An 18,812-nucleotide genomic window follows, 5' to 3' on the forward strand; every position below is an offset into this window, starting at 1 on the left:
ATTGGCCTTTTGCTAGCCCAAAAAATTTATTACATGGGATGGATAATTAACCATAAGACGAACGCTAACATTGACTTTTTGTGATCTTCATCAACCATTAATATGGCAGCCCTTCTGACTTCTCCTTGTCCACTCTTCTGCCTAAATGAAATACAAAAACGAACATATACAAGTTCTAGTTCCTGAATTCAAGTAATGAATACAGCACCTGCAGTAACCAAAGCTTCTGAATATTCCCCATAGCATATTTGAGTTGCTGTACGATTGCCAAAGCGTTTTCGGGAGGCCTTTCAGTTTCTCGACCACCTTGCGTAGTTCTTCTGTCGAAAACTCGCTCCCTTAGGTAAGTAATGTCGCATTAAGCCATCAGAATTTTCTTAAGTCTCTCGCTAGACGCTCAGTAGGGAGAACAGCAAGATATCTTTGCTGACCAGGGCTTCGCCACTGCCTTATAGTCGGTAAGTTCCAAGCAGTTATCGAGGGTAAGTGTTTGGACGGCAACTGGATGAGTGGCCCGTAATCGAAACATCGCCTGTTGTATCAGCTCTGGAGTGAGCTTGCACAATCGTGCGGCAAAGAGGTGGTCCTTCGACACTTTACCAGCGTGATCAGCCTTGATTGCTTTTGCCCCTAGGCCACCACATCTCCCTCCCTGCGCCCGATGAAACACCTATACTTTATCTTGTTGGTAGGGTTGCTCGATCCCAACACGGTTTGATTTTTGCCAAGCTCGGCCTGCTGGCATCCCTACGACGCTTGCCAAGCTTTCGGGCGTCGCAACTTCTTCCAGAGATCGCCGTCAGAGGCCCTGTAACTCCAGATCATCCTATAGATCCATTGATTGTTGACACTCATACCTGGCAAGGGTGCGATAAATCGGCAGACCTAGTCTGGACTCCATTCCTCACCCAGGTGACCGACTACTGCGGCGATCTGGCTGGGTAAGCGCTTGGCGTACTTTCTGGCACATCGAGGGCGATGATCGGTGAAAAGGGCGCGCATGCAGGAGGGAATTACCATCGGTCGCGTACCGAAGCAACACACGACTGACGGTACTGTTATGGATGCCCAGAGCGTTTACGATCTGTCGTCGACTCATCCCAACATCACGATGTACATGAATCTTGTATCGTAGAGTTTGGGTTCACTTTTTGGTAGCTCATGCTCTAATTCACTTTGGTTGGTAAGCAGAGAGGGTACCGGCCTGGTTATCTTACTTATACTGGGCCAACGGAAGTACTTAACTTATACTATGCGATATATTAATAAAAAAATATCAAATCACCTTATAATTAAAATTATAAAAACCTCTTTATTAAGCTATGGCTGACTTTAATGGGAAAAATATACATTGAAATGTTTATTGCCATGCTCTTTAAAATTTTTTTAAAGTTTAAAGATTTTAAGCTGATAACAAGAGAATTGTAAGCTGCAGACTTAGCAATATTCTTTTTGTTAGAAGCTAAAGCATGTTTATATATACTAAAATAATGCGAGCAAATCTCAGTATAAGCAACTTTTAGATCATCACTAGATAATCCATTGATAGCTGTACGCTCCAAAACTTTTAAACTATCGAGATGTCGCTGTTCTGTTAATGTCTTTGAAATTCTTTCGTTGGAATGTACTCTATAGTAGGCAAGTACTTCGGGTATATAACCTATGTTCAATTTATTAGTAAACAGCCTAAGATTATACTCTCTTTCTTGCCATACTTTTAAATTTTCATTCCAAAAACCCATTTTAGTAATTGTGTTTACTCTATAAAGTCCTAAATCAGTTTTAAGTGCATTAGCACCAATGTGCCCTTTTAAAGTTTTAGACTTTTCGTTACCAACGATTTCATCTGTATCACCAATACTGTGATTAAATATCATAGATTGACAGTAAACAAAATCACAGTCAGGGAAGCTTGTTAAAAATTCTAGTTGCTTCTTGATTTTATTGCTACAAAGTATGTCGTCAGAATCTAGAAATTGAATAAAATCTCCAGTGCAATGTCTTAAACCAAAATTACGGGCTGAAGGGGCTCCGTTATTTTTTTGCTGGTAAATTTTAACTTTGAAACTAGTATCAGAGATATTCTGTCTACTAAATTTTTTTACGACTTCAATACTATTATCGGTAGAACCATCATCAACTACTACGAGCTCAAGAGGACGATAAGTTTGTGCATAAACACTGTTTAAAGTTTCAAGGATCATTTCTTCCCTGTTAAAACAGGGAATAATAATAGATACTAACATCGCCAGCCCCATAATTTGATTAACTAGCTTAGTGTAAGAAAACTACTGACAGACAATAAAGCATACAAGCCACTTCTTTGCTTTTCTTTGTGTGCTATAAATTTGAGTCTTACATGGTCGGAATAACTAATTATATTCATCTTTGTTGTAATTATAGCCATTGCCAAACGTTACTGCACCGCTTGCCCGACGTGGATGATAAACAGGAAGGCGCCAATGCAGTGATTAATCGTTACTAAGATAGCACCATCGACATGTAGGCTAGGGGACTTTTAGCTAGTAATCCTCTTTTCGTTCTGATGCTCTACTAGAAAGTACGAAATCCGATTTATAGAATAGCACTGCAAGATAGACAGCCTCTACTTCCCCTAGGGAGATCAGACAGCTGCGTAAGGATTTCTTACAGTGCTCTAATTATCGCCTTAGTCAGGAATAAAATTTAGAATCAATGGCCAAAGTATTACGTAAATTACATTTACTTAACATACAACTGCATCAAATTGACTTTGCTAATTATTGGTATTTTCTCGTCTAAAAGAATATTTTGTCTAACAGCATTATCAATTTCAAATGCAAATTGATTGGATTCCACTTTATAAATATTATTTTCCCACTCGCTCGTTTTTACTACATTATTCCATTCACCCCAAGGGCCTTCATTATTGTTACTGTTAGTAATTTTTTTCTTTACTTTCCTATATAGCCATATACTACTGTGAATAGGTAGATTTAGTTTCCATGAGTAATAGGGCAACCTACCATCAGCATGAAGCATAAACTTAGTAGTTTTTAATGATGGCTTAAATGCTCTTAGAAAGAGTTGTCTATTTATTTTCCAATTAGTAGGTGCGGCTGAAGCTACTTTAACACTTGCATTGCACATAAATACTTCATAACTTGGAAATAACCTTCGATTACAGTACAAATTAGGAATATCGATATACATAGTCGCTGGCCAAATACACATCCATTCGGCGGCACTATTTGGTCTAAGTCTCATTAATTTATGAAAGTGCTTGTCACGTCTATTTTTCACTAAGTCTATAATCTCAAGAGAAAAATATGCTTCATAATTTTTATAATCGCATTTTTCATGGCTAACTAACTTTTGAGGTAAGAAAGGAAATTTTGTTCTTTTTTTATCTTTGTTAGCAAAGTGCAGTTTTAATAATGTATCTGAACCCAGACCACCAAAAACTGCATCATAACTATTTAAGTTATTTATCTTATCGAAACGTAAGCTATGTGCATGTGTATATTGGTGTCCTGTCCCTACCAATTTACTAGCTTCTGAGATAATGTCTAAATAGTGAGTACTACTACGATAGCTATATATAAAATTAAGACCAAACACATTAGCGACTTTATTTGCAATCTTACCTTCTCGATTCATTTTATCTAAAAAAATAAACGCATCACGCTTATGCGATATAGGAAGTATACCAGCCAACGCTCTAGAATCTTCTCCAGCGCTTATGAATTGTGCTATATTGCTATTATCTTTAATGATATTTCGTATATAGCTTTCAATTCCCTCTCTTAAATATTGAGCAGCATCGATTATATTAGGGAATATATTATTTTCACTAGGTTCCCAATAAACACTTATATCTTCACAAATCTTAGAACATTTTTCTAGGCAAGAATTAGGACAAGGGTATGCATGAACTGATGCAGGATTTAATTGTTTAATATTTCTGTATATTGTATATGGATAAGTTACACAGCCGTGAATTATAAAATCAAGTGAAGAGACTTCATCTATATTACCTATTTCATTACAGTAATCTGCAATTAGGTCCACATGAGAAGCTAAAGCCAAATCTCCATTAACTTTATTACTGTATACGGGTAAAAACATCATTAGATCAGTGATGCAGTACATTTGATTAGATTTTTTATTTACTATTATTACAATAAAAGGGCCGCTAAGTACTTCATCCCATTTATAGACCCCTTGCAGCCACATGCCCAGAACCAATTCAGATCCCGAATTAGCATTCTCAAAATTATTATTTTTTCCTGTTAAAACAGGCCCCCCAATGACAGCACAAATATACTGCTCAGTTTCTATAGGATCATAACCATAATACCAACCTTTGGTTAGTAATAAACTACCCCAGACTCCATTAAAGAAAAATACTTCATCTCTTTTATTAAGACAGTATTTCTCAATAGAATTTACTAAATTATTTTTAGTATCTTTTTTACTGGTAAATATAAAATCGCTCATTAATTAACCCCTCGAATTTTTTTTAGTAACAATTAGTGAAAATATCACTAATGCAATATTCAAAAAAGTACTAATTAAACAAAAAACTGCTATAGAAATTTCCGCATTATAATCCAGGAGAAATACTAAATATAACCCAATTGCTTTTAAGCTAATGCTTAGCACTTCGTATAATAATAATATTTTTTGATACGAAAGTACTGTTATCGCATTAAGACTGGCTCTATTAATAAAACCACTGTATGCCCATATTGAAATCCACTGACTGTATATTCCAGCTTCGTACCATTGCTCACCAAAAACAAATGAAAAGATCTCTTTACCATATATAAATATTAAACCGAAAGGAATAGCCCCCAATACAACTAATGATAAAGTTGTCTTAGAAAGTAATCCAAATATATCTCTACCATTATTATAATAGTTGGAAAACTTCGGATAGAACACAGATCCAATAGCTTGACTCATTAATGTTGTTGGCATTGCTAAAACTGTCTTTGCTAATGTGTAAAATCCGACCACAACTGGATCATATAAAATTGCCAATAAAATAATAGGTAAACTTTGTCCCGCTGAGTTTATTGCAACTTGAGGTGCTCTATAAATAGCAAAATCCTTATTTTCAATTAACTTTCCTGCCACTTCATATTTAGATGGCTTTAAGTTGAAATTTAGTATATTAGAGACTTTATCTCTTATGAATATATATGATAATGCAGTGTGAAACAACCCCGCTAAGGTAGCGATAGCCAGTAAATAAATATATGATCCTGAGACCAATCCAGCAATCACCTTAAGAGTGCCCAAAATTAGCGACTTTACGATCGAAATTTTGGCTAATATTTTAAACTCATTTAATCTGACAAAACATTGAGTGGCAATTTCCATGAAGCTAGTAAAAAGCATAGCCGCTGGCACTAAATATATAAATACTTGTAACGCATTTTCGTCAAGTGAAACGAAGTAATTTAGGTTTATCAATTGAAGCAGGAAATAAATTATTACACTTGTAATAAGTGTAACGTAAAGAGAAGCTAAAACTATTTTGTAAGCATCACAATTACGTTTGGGTAAAACAATAGCCATAGGTATACAGAGTGTAGCCAGAGGTATCAACACAGCAGTAATAGATGAAAATATACCAAGAATGCCAAATGCTTCAGGACTGTAAAGTCTAGTTAAAACAGGTGAAAACGCCATAGTAATAGCTTGAGCACCTGCAGTACCAGATGCTAAAACTAATACATTTTTTATAAATGTATTAGATAATATTTTCTTCATAGAAACGAGCACCTTTAAACACTCAAAATTTTTTAAATTATTTGAAATAAAATTTAATGATATAGTATAGCATTAATATTCGAATACATCGCCACATATAAAGTTATTACATTATTTATCGTGTGGGAATAACAGGTATATAGTGCTAGAAGTATCCACTGCTCAAGCGTTCGTCAATAGTTCTTTTAGCAGACTTACTTTCATCTCCTTGATTCTTTCCCGATTGACCGCAGTACAATAATGGAATCCTTTGCTACACCTTCATGCCTAAGTGTTTCCCGATACCGTTGTAGCCAGCTTCAGCTTAATGCTACTTTTCATCATCCTGGTTCAAGTATACTATTATGGTGACTACTGCCACATTAACTGTTGTAGCAACTTGGAAATGCGGCGCTCAGCCACGGCTTAGACGCCTGCTTGGTGTTTCAAATCGAAATACCACAAATTACCTTACAGATCTATTTTATCCTGGAGTCGTGCTCCCTGATTTCGATCTTGGTGAAGGGCTGCGACGAATACAATTCTAGCTTCGATAATGGTATCCTCAGTCATAAATAGTCAATTTCAGGCTAAGTGAATTTTATTTTTCGAAGAGAAGTTAAATCAGAGCATATTTTTAAACATATGTCAGATGCGAAGCAATGTAATCGCATCCGGCTCGCTCAGGATAGCCAGATCAATACTCACAAAACCGCCAATCACTGAGCTGTCGTAGAAGACATCTTCAGGTGTTTCATCGGCTAGTGAATACAACTTTTACATGCAATAGACTCGTAGTATACGATTACTTAGATAGTGCCCCCTCTCCCGACACGACCCACGACAGCTTGATGGTTCCAGCATATTAATCAACTATTCTCCAGATAGTATCGGCTACATCTGGCTTAGAGGTTACATTGGAGAGTAATCTTCTTCTTCTTATAATGCTCTGCTTCAGTGAACAGAACCCGATAATTTGATAGCCCTATCAAACGATAGAGGGTTAGGCTGCCTCTAACCGAAAAGTGGTGACAAGTGACCTACGTCAAAATATACTATTATCATGATATTCAGTGCTCTATTTAAAAGTTTTATCACCAAATACTATCACCTACTACCTTTACCTGTAACTACAGTTCTTAAAGTGCGTAAAACAATTAATAAGTCGAGCCATATTGAAAAATTTTTTATATAATAAAAATCGTATTCTAATTTCTCGATCATACCGTCTACCTCAGCAGCATAACCTTGTTCTACTTGTGCCCAACCTGAAATTCCTGGACGGACGACATGCCGGTAATGAAAGAATGGCACATCCCTCTCATACCAACTTGCTAGAGACATAGATTCGGGCCGAGGACCAATGAAACTCATGTCACCTTTCAATACGTTCACAAGCTGAGGAAGCTCGTCCAGTCGATATTTACGAATAACTCGTCCTACGCGAGTTATTCGCGGGTCATCGTCACCTTCGGTGAACCCTTGCCCTTCATGATTCATATACATACTACGGAACTTAAAGACATTGAAAGGACGGCAATGGAAGCCCATGCGTGGTTGACAAAAAAGCGCAGGCCCCGGGCTATCGCGACGTATAGCCATAGCCGTAATCAACATAATAGGACTCACTATAGGTAGTAAGAGTAATGCACCTAGAATATCCAGCGCACGCTTGATCACTTCATAGCTTTCATTGGGGGTGAGAGAGCCAAATTCATTGGCATAAAGGTGATCAAGCAATACACGGCCAGTAATCATCTCGTGAGCTTGGGTAGCATGATAAACAGGAATACGGTGAATAGTGCATTCAGCTAAAAAGCGCTGCCAATCCTCTGGGAGATCACCACGCAGATCCGCTACAATAGCATCAATACGCTTTATTCCGAGCAATGAAGGATTGTCTAACATGTACCAGCGGACAGTCTCTTTCTCTTGTACGCAAAGCGTTAGTGCTTTACCAAAGGGCACCACTGCCAACCGCTTTGTCGTGAGCTTTGAATCCACATAATAGAACCCCCCCCCAAACACTACCGCCATGATAAAAGAGATACCAATCTGCAGACGAGAGATATCAATCTCTAATAAACCACAGATAACAATCAATATTATATAGGATAAAGTTACTGTAGGAATGACGTAGGTAAATGATTTAGCACCGGGTAATTGGCATAATCGGTTAATAAGTATTATAGATAGCGTAAAAGCGGCGGCGGTCCCAATGAAAGCATTCCACTGTGCTGTCGTCGAAGTCAGCCAAAAGTCGAAGCCCCATCGGTATACTGCGGGTAGAACAACAACTAACAATACCCCGAAAAAAGTCTGTAGACGTTTGCTGGCTATCAAACGCTCGTGATAGCGTGAATACCGTCGCTGATGTTCCATCGTAAATGTACCATCTTTCATCGCTGATTCTCTTTGAGTCTTCATGACCCCTCCCGAACGCCTACGGTTATTTATAACTATAATTATAATAGCCGTAATTACCGTAACTAGTGGCTGCCCTACGTTCGACAGCATTCAGAATTGCGCCCTTCACTTGCACTCCGCTATTACCAAGGCGATGCTTGGCGATACTGACTTCCTTGGGCGGGTTCAATCCATAACGTGCTACAAGCAATGTGGTGCCTACCTGTTTACCGACAACCGCAGCGTCTGTTACTGCGAGCACCGGGGGCGTATCAATGATAACTAAATCAAATCGCTCCGAGACTTCCTGTAACATTTTCGAGAATCCATTCTGCATCAGAAGCTCTGCAGGATTTGGTGGAGCAATTCCACGAGTTATAAAGGAAAGTCCAACTATATCACTTGCACGTATTATATCATCCAAGCTTTTTGAGCCTGATAGGTATTCAGACAAGCCTCCAGCACTCTTGGCCCCGAAAGCTTCGTGCATATGCCCCTTACGCATATCAGCATCGATCACCAATACTTTCTGAGTCCCTTGGGCACAAACGGCAGCAAAGTTGGCACTGATGAAACTCTTACCCACTCCTGGTGATGGGCCTGTGATCATGACGCAATTATTATTCGCATCGAGCATAGCAAAATGAAGACTTGTACGAAGCCCACGCAAAGCTTCAATCGAGATATCAGTCGGCGCTCTTGAGGCAAGCAACCCATCAAGCCTTTTCTTTCGCTTATTTTTTATTTTTACTTTCTCAGTTTTGGTACTAGGATTTACTGAGTTCCTCGCCTGCTCCTCTGATAGTGGCACAGTGGCATATACTGGTATATCTAGCGCTTCCAACTGTTCAGGAGCCTCGACGCCACGACGCAATAGGCCTATCACCAGTATTGCAACTACTGAGAGCATCCCGCCCATAATAGTTGTCAACATAATGATTAGTTTCTTATGTGGTGCAATAGGGGTAGGCTGTGCAACAGCTTCATCCAATATTCTCACATTGCCTACCGTCCCTGCCTTGGCAATACGCATCTCCTGGATCTTATTAAGCAACTGAACGTAGACTTCCTGATTGACCTCTACATCACGGCGCATGCGTAAAATCTGTTGCTGTGTTTCCGGTAAATCTTCTACCTGTAACTCTAGCTGCTCTTTCTCTCTACTTATCTGTGCTTTCTTTTCCATTAGTGCCTGATATTGAGGGTGGCTCGGAGTGAAGCGACGCCGGAGCTCCTTCTCAGAGAAATTCAGCTCATTGAGCTGCTTTTCCAGCTCGACTGAGCGTGTCAGCATCGTTTGCGTTTCCATAGATAGGTCAACACTTTCCTGCTTCGAGCGGTAAGCATTCAAAGAATCTTCCGCATCACCGAGTTCCTTGCGAACCTTAGGCGCTTGATCTTCAAGGAAGGCAAGACTCTTTTCAGCTTCTGCAGCTTGCCGTTGAATATTCTGTAATAGATAAACTTCGCTGATGGTATCCAACGTTCGGCGGGCCTGATCAGCATCTGGCCCTTGCAGTGCCAGTTGCAGAAGGCCGCTATCCTTACCTTGCAAGTTAACACTCAGGCGACCACGTAGACTGTTGATGGCTGCAAGTCGCGATGTCAGGCGCAAGTTAAAAGTCGAACCCGGTCTTGCTTGTATATCTGCAATACGTAGTGCTACACGCCCATCGGCAAAGCTTTCATTAACTCCGACCTCCCCAACACCTAGCTCCCGCTCTGCTAGTACTACTCTATATCGTTTTTCATTGAGAATGCGTACTTGTAGAGCTTGGCCATTTAATGCAGTATCCACCTGTAGCTTACCGACACTAATGTTCTCACCAGCCCATGCACTCTTGTCAGAAAAACTAGGTTTTGTCATACCTTGGCGCGAGAGGAACTCCCCAATGATCGGAAAACGCACCGGTGTGACTGACAAGGTGAGCTGCTGCTGGTCAACGGCCTGTCCCAGTACCATACGGGATTGCAGAATACCCAATTCAGCCTCGATCTTGGATTCTTCGCCTGTCATGAAAGCCAGACCCTGAATAGGACCAGCATTCGACCCGCTTTCAATCTGCACGAGTGAGTCTGCGCGATAGATAGGAGTTTGAAGCGTGGCATATACACTGCCCATCACCCCAAAGAGAACTGTGATGGTGACAATCCACCATTTGTGATCAACCAAAAGACCAAAATATCGGCCGAGGTCCAAATCATCATCTGCAGGTGTGACTGGAGTGGGGGTCTGTGACATGAGAATTCCGAAGCGTAAAGGTGCAAGAATTAGGTGTTACGAATACTTAGATCAATAGCGCAGTAAGCTTTTATTGATTGCTAAGCTCGCTTGTTGTATCAGCAACCGATCCGGGAAGCTCAACACTGGGCAACAATAAACTGATAACCCGGTTCCACCGCGCGACTGGTGCTGTCGTGACATAGACTATATCGCCAGGTTCCAAAATAAATCGCTGGCCTAGTGTAAATGCTGCTGCATTTTTGACATCTAGCTGATAGACCGTTGCCAGCTGCTGTTCTGATTCAGGCTTGCTACGGATAACAAAAATCCCGGAAGCTTCAGCACTGGTCTCGTTGATCCCGCCAGAGCGTGAAATCGCATTCGTCAGAGTCAATCGCTCGTTGCCCAGAGCCACATTACCAGGGCGTAGAACCTGCCCCATCACTGCGACTCCTTGGTCCTCTGCGCTAGTGATATGTATTACATCCCCATCTCGTAATAGGTGATTTTCTCGCTGATCCCCTTTTCGCATGAGCGCATATAGTGATATCTGGGTTTCTTGTCCATCACGCGTCAAAATCATACGATGCCAATTGGCACGTGATGTTGCACCGCCAACCCGACTCAAGGCATCAAGCACAGTGAGGGGTTCCGTCGTGATAGGTAACTGTCCCGGGGTTCCGACTTCACCAGAGATGTAAACATGCTTGGAACGAAAGTCAGCAACTTTGACGTCCACTTGAGGGTCGGTAAGATAAGTCGAGAGGCGCCGCGTCAGCAGGTCACGAATCTCGTCCAAGGTCAGACCACTGACATTCACGCGCCCAATATAAGGATAAAAAAGAGTCCCGTCATTGCGCACTAAGTTCCCAGCCTCCACTGCACCGCGCTCTTCTCCTGCAGGTGATGTCAGCTCCGGGTGGTCGTAAACAATGATATCGAGAACATCCCCCTTCCCGACGCGGTACACATACTCATCTATCGCGTCACGAAGCTCAGCTGGCATAGGGTGACCACTATGAGAATGCATTGCTCGATAGCTCGCCACCAATCCCGGTGTAATCGGCTGGATATCAACCAACTCATCGATATCTGCCGTTTCTGCCTGATAATCCATATGGCTACCCGGTGCGAAAGCACAACCCGTGGTAGACAACATGGCAATCAACAGCGCGGTGGTCATTGCCAGGCGGGGGCGCGGTGACAGCGCACAGCCCTTGCCAAACATGGTGACCTTGATCATGTAAAACCCCCGAAAACTGCAAGATGGATTGGGCAGCCTCATGCTGCCCTGGAAGAGAAGGCGTCGTGGTCATGCCGCGACGGAGTCAATCGAAAGTCGTCAACCGAAAATAGGCTCAGCATCCCAATCCCGACGTGACAGTCAGGGTGAAGAGACAGAATGTAGAAAAGGATGCGCTGGGTGAATCTCGAGGACAGTCAGAGAGCTGTCTGATATCGGCCTGCATTGCACTAGGCCTGCGATGTGTCTCCCCGACCCCATCGACCTTTCGTGAGCGCGACCTGGTTTTAGGCACGCTACCGCCCCAGGGTGGTTGACGGCGCATCCCTGAGGCCCTGACATGAAGATCTTGATGTCTTCCAGCTTGTGTCGTGCCTGGCCACCTGTTTCCCAGCCAGCATCAATCCTTCACTGACGCAAGAAAGCCTTGCTGCGAGTGGCAACCCGAATTCAAGGCAAGATCATTCCTCTTGAGGAAAATCCGGCGCACTGAACTCGTGGACAGATATCGAGCACAAAATTAAATTAGCTAATACTTAAAAACCAGAAAGGTAATCCCGAAATTCAAGACGCAATAAACCCTAGCAGAGCAATCGTCTTGTAGATCGCCAGTGCTATCAGATGAGGACTTGTTTTTGTTCAAATGAGTACAGTATTCAGGTTTCGAACTAATAAGACTTGTACAACCCTATCGGCTCGCACTGCCTGGATGGTACCAGTCACTGCAAATCCAATGGCTGACACGCCATGACAGCCTGTTACCGACACTGCTGAGGAGAAAATCTATCGGGCGTTGGTAGAGACACCAACACCGCAAGCGCAAGATCCTTCCTGCGTGTCGTCAACGCGGCATGTCGTTCCACCGGTGACCCATCCTTCCTGCGTCGCAAAAAAGAAACACAGCCTTTTCAATAAGGGACGCATGATACTGCATTCTGGGACTCTCATTCCACCCTTTATTCATATTCCCCTGCCGCCCACCAAGGCGTGAAAGCGAGACGATAACACCTAAATGACTGATATTTTTAGTATTATGCGGACCTCTGGGCACCAGCAGCCGCATTGCAGGGCATTAGATCATGAATCATTGCGTATCCAAAAGGAGACACCGAGCTCGGCCACGGCTGACCGCGATACGCATCAGCATCAATCAGAAACGAAAAGTTTACACAAAGTACCAATTAACCAATAACAAAATGACTAGCCATCCCATCAAAGCATCATCAATCAGTATTGAAATGGGCTTGCCGATAAAGATAACGAGTTTCACGACCCAGAATTCAAGCCCGTATGCTCTCTTCCGAGATTGGCCAATTTTTACCGACTCGCATTTCTTGCGATTATTGTCGAGAGTCCGAGGCCTTTCTTGTCAAGCATGATGCCGCGATCATCATATTCGATGGTTGTTTACGGTTAGATGTCAGTCGACCAACAACCTGAACTCTGTTAATTTCCACAACATTCGCGTATTGAAATCTGTCTCACGAGGCGATAGAACGTTGTGCACGACAAGTCTCCAACACCTTCTATTGTTTCTCAGAAAGAATCAATCGCCCAGCAAGTCATATCAGCGCCTGTGCCAACACAGAGAGCGTGAGAATTTCCTACACGGGAAGACAAGGGAACGCACATGAAACGCACTGCTACAACATTGGTCATCGCGGGACTGGCCTTATCTCCTTTGGTTGCCGGGATAGCCCGTGCCGAAAGTGAAGCACCGGCTCAGACAGGTTCGGCACCTTCCAGCACAGCATCTTCCAGCACAGGAAGCAGCAGTACTGGCGGTGCGGCAGCAGGCGCTGGCGCCGCTGGTGGCATGGCCGCTGGCACCATTGCAGCTGTCGCCGCTGGCCTGGCGGCGGCGGTCGGTGTCGCTGCTACCGTCGCCTCCGGTGGTGACGGCAGCAGTGGCGGTAGCACTGGCGGCGACGGTGGTACTGATCCGGGTGATGGCGGCGATGGCGGTACTGATCCGGGTGACGGTGGCGACGGCGGTACTGATCCGGGTGACGGTGGCGACGGTGGCACTGATCCGGGTGATGGCGGCGACGGCGGCACTGATCCGGGTGATGGCGGCGACGGCGGCACTGATCCAGGTGATGGCGGTGATGGCGGCGATGGCGGCACTGATCCGGGTGATGGTGCCGACGGCGGTACTGATCCGGGTGATGGTGGCGACGGTGGCACTGATCCGGGTGATGGTGGCGACGGCGGCACCGATCCGGGTGATGGTGGCGATGGCGGTACTGATCCGGGCGATGGTGGCGACGGCGGCACTGATCCGGGTGACGGTGGCGACGGCGGCACTGATCCGGGTGATGGTGGCGAAGGCGGCACTGATCCGGGCGATGGTGGCGACGGTGGCACTGATCCGGGTGACGGTGGCGATGGCGGCACTGATCCGGGTGATGGTGGCGATGGCGGCACTGATCCGGGTGATGGTGGCGATGGCGGCACTGATCCGGGTGATGGTGGCGATGGCGGCACTGATCCGGGTGATGGTGGCGATGGCGGCACTGGTCCGGGTGATGGTGGCGATGGCGGCACTGATCCGGGTGATGGCACGGACCCGGGTGACGGCGATGGCACGACTGGGACTACCGGCACAACTGGTACCACCGGCACGACCGGCACCACAGGCTCTACCGGCACGACCGACCCTGATGACGGCAGTGATCCGGATGAAGGCGGCGAGCCGGGGGATGGTGACGGTACAACGGGCACGACAGGCACCACCGGTACCACTGGCACAACGGGTACGACCGGAACGACTGGCACCACAGGGTCTACCGGCACGACTGGCACCACCGGCACCACCGGCACCACAGGTACCTTCTGATCACCATGAAGCCGACATCCATCATGATGGGGGGCCGCCTGGCGGCCCCTTTGCTTGTGTCCGGCGCATTGATGCTTGGGGGCTGCTCCGCACTTGAGCAGGGGCAGTTGGGGCAGACGGCCAGCGCAATACTCGGCAGCGATCAATTCGATGCCGAGCGCGCGCGCGCGCTGCCCTATGCCACGCTGCGCTTCAGCTATGACGGCAACACCGGGATGGTGGTGCTGGCGTCTCTGGAGACAGCGACCCGCAAAGACATGGACGCAACGGACGCGACCTATCAGCAAGAACACGCAGGGCTGACACCTCTGGCAGCCCTGCCCTCTTCCGCCACGCCTGTTGAGTCGACGGCAAGACAGCCTTCGAGCACGACAGAGCTGGCACGTTTTGAAACGGCGGATCATGCCTTCGTGCGCTTGGAGAACGGCTGGCTGAGCGGTACCGCCGGCTTCGATACCGACCTGCTGGACATGCGACGCGATGTATCACTGACCACGCTGATGTCTGCGCTGGACAGGGGCGAAACCACGCCCAGCTACGTGATTCACTCTCGCTGGCAGCGCGCCGACGGGATAGAGGGCTATGCGCAGGGCCAGGCACGCTGGCAGTGCGCGGCCCCCGCCGTGCAGGCCTTGCCGTTGGGCGATCAGACAGTTGCCCAGTGTGAGGAAAACATCCTCTGGCAAGATGGCTCGCGTAGCGTCAATCGCTATGCGGTTGCTACTGTGAATGATCCCCCCGCGACTGATGCCAATGCGGCACCAAGAATCTGGGCGGCGGATGTTCAACCCTGGCCGGATTCTCATTATTGGAGCTGGGAGGTCGCGCGTGGCTGGTGGTAAATGCCAAGAAATTTTCTTTCAGCGCCATGATCATGCCGCCCCGGCTGCACGAGTCGGCAGTGTGTCTTCTGTCCATCCAGGTGTCGTGTCTCTTGCCCGTCGAGGTGTCGTGAAAAGCTATCTGCATGAACGTCTGAAGGCCGCCCTTGGCGTCGCGATGCTCGCCTCTGCTTGCGGTGCCCTCTTGCTACCTGGCGCAGCGCTCGCCAGCGAGACTCCGGCAGCATCGCAAGGCCCATCCCAAGACCAGGAGGCCAGCGCCCAGACTCTGACCATCAGTGAGGCGCTATCGCGCCAGCTCGGCGTTCTGACGAATGCCAATGGTATCGAGTGGCCGCATGCGTTCGTGGCCACCCAACAGACACGCGACAGGGCTCGTCAGCTGGGGCGTCGCCTGTTCTTCGAGCTGCGTCAGTTGAGTTCGCAGGCCGTCTTTGATGATCGGCTGTCAGCTGAAGGCCTCAAGCACTGGATGCGCATCATCGGCCGCACGCCGATCGAGGGGCGTCAGGTCGGACGGATCGATCCCATCGCTCTGTGGCGTTTTCCGCGCCTGGACATCCCGCTCACGAAGGGTGATTGGATAGGCCAATGTCAGACCGAGACGCGCATTCAGCTCTGGAGTGCCGTTGGCGTGCGCCAGCTGGACTGGCGCCCCGGCCTGACGCTGCACGACGCCATCGCTGGCCTGCCGGGCGCGCAGGCGGACTCGGAACACGCCAGTATCATCACGCTGGGCGGCAGAATCATCGTCCGCGGCATCAGCGCCTGGAATGACCAGCCCTATACGCTGGCGCCGGGCGACCGTGTCGTGGTCAACATGCCGCGTATCTCGGCGGCAGCCGCCTGGGTCAATCGCAGCCTGCCCGAGTGGTTGAGTCTGCAATGGCCGGGCAAGGAGTGCCGCAGCGTAGACGCCATCACGGGGGGACCGCAGCAGCGCGACTATCTGCAGGTAGCGCGGCAATACGCTGACAGTGATGACCGTGATAACCGTAATGACAGTGATCACCGTGATGACGCGGACAGTGGCTCGCTCCCTCAGGGCGACACTCCATGAGCGACGTGACAATGACACAGCAGGACGCCTCGTGCTCAGGCAGGCAAAGGATGGCAGCAGACAGCATGGATCATTCGCACTTCACTTCCATGGCGCCGGCACGTGCCCGGCTCACTCCCTTGACGCGCGCCATCCGGCAGCTGGCCATGCTCAGTGCGGGCGTGCTGCTGGCCCCGATGACCTACGCCGGCCTGCTGGATGGTCCGCAGCCGATCGAGACACGTCTCAGTGGCCTCGGGCATGGACAATCGGACTTCGGCGGCGTCGGCCTGATGCAGACCCCCACCGCGCGCATGCAGAAAGCGGGCAGCATTCACTTCTCCTATAGCCAGGTCGAGCCTTACCGGCGCTATAACGTCAGCCTGCAGCCGCTCGATTGGCTGGAGGTCGGTTTCCGCTACACGGAAGTCACCAACCGCCTGTACGGCGAAGCCATCGCCGGTGACCGCGATTACCTGGATAAGGGTGTCGACGCCAAGTTCCGCCTGTGGGAAGAGAGTCGTTATCTGCCTGAAGTCGCGGTCGGCCTGCGCGATATGGGCGGTACCAGCCTGTTCGGCAGTGAGTACCTGGTCGCCAGCAAGCGCTGGTATGACCTCGACTTCACGTTGGGGCTGGGTTGGGGCTATCTCGGTTCACGCGGTGATATCAGCAACCCGCTCGGCTGGGTGCGTGACAGCTACAACGACCGCCCAGGCCGTGGTGAGACCGGCGGAGATCAGGGCGGTGAGTTCTCCCTCAACAGCCTGTTCAAGGGCGATGTCGGTATCTTCGGCGGCGTGGAATGGCAGACACCGTGGGACCCGCTGGTGTTGATGGCAGAGCTTGATGGCAATGACTATCAGAGCGAGCCGCAGGACAACGATCAAGAGCAGGACAGCCCGATCAACCTGGGTGCCCGCCTGAGCGTGACTGACAACCTGACCGTCAAGGCCGGCTGGGAGCGTGGCAATACCGCGATGTTCGGCGTCAACTTCGGGGTGGATCTCGCCGGGCTCTCGCAGGCCAAGCTGGATAGCCCGCCGGAGCGTCTGAATGCCGAGGCCCCCACGCGCAACCAGGTCAGCTGGCCTGAGCTCTCCCGCGAGATTCAGGCGCAATCGGGCATTCGTGTCGATAGCCTCTCGCGCGAGGGAACGGCGCTGATCGTCAGTGGCGAGAGCACGCGTTTCCGCTCCACCGCTCAGGCCGAAGGGCGTGCCAACCGCGTGCTGCACAACCGGCTGGATGACTATTTCGAGAGCTTCCATTACCGCCTGCGTTCCGGCGGCCTGGACACGCGCGAAGATGTCCACTCGCGCGCCGATGTCGTCAGCGCCGGACACGATGCGCGCCAGCAGCTGCGCTATACCCACAGCGTCTATGCGTTGGCAGCCACCGAGCCGACCGATGCGCATGGCGAAGGCGCGGCCCGCTACAGCGGTGAAAAGGTGCTGCTCGAGAATCCTGATGATCGCTGGAGTGCCGGCTTCTCGCCTGGCCTCAACCAGAACATCGGCGGTCCGGATGGCTATCTGTATCAGGCCTATCTGCGCGGCTCCGCTGCCTGGCGTACCGATCGTCACGGCTGGCTCTCCGGTTCGGCACAGCTGACCCTGTTCGACAACTTCGACAAGTTCGATTACATCTCGGACTCCAAGCTGCCCAGGGTTCGCTCCTATATCGGTCGCTATATCGAAGAGACCGACGTCGGTATCGACAACCTGCAGTACACCCGCACTCACCAGTTCGGGCGCGATTGGTACGGCATGGCCTACGGCGGCATTCTGGAAATGATGTATGCCGGTGTCGGCGCGGAGGTGCTCTATCGCCCGCTGGGCTCACCACTGGCCTACGGGGTCGATGTGAACTGGGTCAAGCAGCGCGAGTTCGATCAACAGTTCGGCCTGCGTGATTACTCGACCACCACTGGCCATGCCAGCATCTACTGGGATACCGGCTATGAAGACGTACTGGCCAAGGCCAGCTTCGGCCGCTACCTGGCAGAAGATGTCGGCATGACGCTGGATGTCTCACGCGGCTTCGCCAATGGCGCACGCATGGGCGCCTGGGCCACCTTCACCGATGCCGGCGACGACTTCGGGGAGGGTAGCTTCGACAAGGGCCTCTACATCGTGCTGCCGCTGGATGCGTTCTTCATGCACTCCAGCCGTGACACTGTCGGCCTGGCCTGGAATCCGCTGACCCGCGATGGTGGCGCCCGCCTCAATCGCAAGTTCAGCCTGTATGACATGACCAGCTATCGCGACATGGATGACTACTGGCGCGGCTTCGCTTCCCAGGTCTGGAAGTGAACGACGCCATGAGCTGATCTACGTAATGAGCGGATCTCCGTAATGAGCGGATCTCCGTAATGAGCTGAGCTATGTAATAAGCTGAGCTAAGTCACAGGGCAATAGCCGCACCCACAAGAAGGCCCCGATCCACAGGATCGGGGCCTTCTTTCGCATCAGCTTTGC

10 protein-coding genes are annotated in these 18,812 nt (G+C 48.4%); 4 read left to right on the forward strand and 6 right to left on the reverse strand.

The window, feature by feature from the left end; translation table 11 throughout:
- Positions 1-1,298 precede the first annotated feature (1,298 nt).
- The 6 genes from QD356_RS07460 to QD356_RS07485 form a co-directional block, all read right to left on the reverse strand.
- Positions 1,299-2,246, reverse strand: coding sequence for a glycosyltransferase family 2 protein (locus QD356_RS07460; RefSeq protein WP_192839496.1), 948 nt, complete (start codon positions 2,244-2,246; stop codon positions 1,299-1,301).
- A gap of 475 nt (positions 2,247-2,721) precedes the next feature.
- Positions 2,722-4,479 carry a hypothetical protein gene (locus QD356_RS07465; RefSeq protein ID WP_192839495.1) on the reverse strand — a complete coding sequence of 586 codons (1,758 nt, stop codon included), beginning with the start codon at positions 4,477-4,479 and terminating at the stop codon, positions 2,722-2,724.
- A 3-nt stretch (positions 4,480-4,482) separates the two neighbouring features.
- The gene (locus tag QD356_RS07470; RefSeq protein ID WP_192839494.1) at positions 4,483-5,760 is read right to left on the reverse strand and encodes an oligosaccharide flippase family protein; all 1,278 of its coding nucleotides are present in this window, start codon (positions 5,758-5,760) and stop codon (positions 4,483-4,485) included.
- Positions 5,761-6,846: 1,086 nt separating this feature from the next.
- Positions 6,847-8,166 carry an exopolysaccharide biosynthesis polyprenyl glycosylphosphotransferase gene (locus QD356_RS07475; RefSeq protein ID WP_225996694.1) on the reverse strand — a complete coding sequence of 440 codons (1,320 nt, stop codon included), beginning with the start codon at positions 8,164-8,166 and terminating at the stop codon, positions 6,847-6,849.
- Positions 8,167-8,188: 22 nt separating this feature from the next.
- Positions 8,189-10,387, reverse strand: coding sequence for a polysaccharide biosynthesis tyrosine autokinase (locus tag QD356_RS07480; RefSeq protein WP_192839493.1), 2,199 nt, complete (start codon positions 10,385-10,387; stop codon positions 8,189-8,191).
- A gap of 70 nt (positions 10,388-10,457) precedes the next feature.
- Entirely contained in the window at positions 10,458-11,612 is a 1,155-nt protein-coding gene (locus tag QD356_RS07485) for a polysaccharide export protein (protein WP_225996693.1), read from the reverse strand.
- A 1,784-nt stretch (positions 11,613-13,396) separates the two neighbouring features.
- Here QD356_RS07485 and QD356_RS07490 point away from each other — a divergent pair.
- From QD356_RS07490 to QD356_RS07505, 4 genes are all read left to right on the forward strand, one after another.
- Positions 13,397-14,548, forward strand: a complete 1,152-nt coding sequence (locus tag QD356_RS07490) for a hypothetical protein (protein WP_279877389.1) — start codon at positions 13,397-13,399, stop codon at positions 14,546-14,548.
- Between the two features lie 10 nt (positions 14,549-14,558).
- Positions 14,559-15,293, forward strand: a complete 735-nt coding sequence (locus tag QD356_RS07495) for a hypothetical protein (RefSeq protein WP_279877391.1) — start codon at positions 14,559-14,561, stop codon at positions 15,291-15,293.
- 109 nt (positions 15,294-15,402) lie between these two features.
- Positions 15,403-16,353, forward strand: a complete 951-nt coding sequence (locus QD356_RS07500) for a capsule biosynthesis GfcC family protein (RefSeq protein ID WP_192837804.1) — start codon at positions 15,403-15,405, stop codon at positions 16,351-16,353.
- A 65-nt stretch (positions 16,354-16,418) separates the two neighbouring features.
- Positions 16,419-18,647: a YjbH domain-containing protein gene (locus QD356_RS07505; protein WP_225996340.1), complete on the forward strand. Its 2,229-nt coding sequence runs from the start codon at positions 16,419-16,421 to the stop codon at positions 18,645-18,647.
- Positions 18,648-18,812: the final 165 nt, after the last annotated feature.

Origin of the sequence: Cobetia sp. 2AS, from assembly GCF_029846355.1 — a bacterium.
GTDB classification, from domain to species: domain Bacteria; phylum Pseudomonadota; class Gammaproteobacteria; order Pseudomonadales; family Halomonadaceae; genus Cobetia; species Cobetia amphilecti.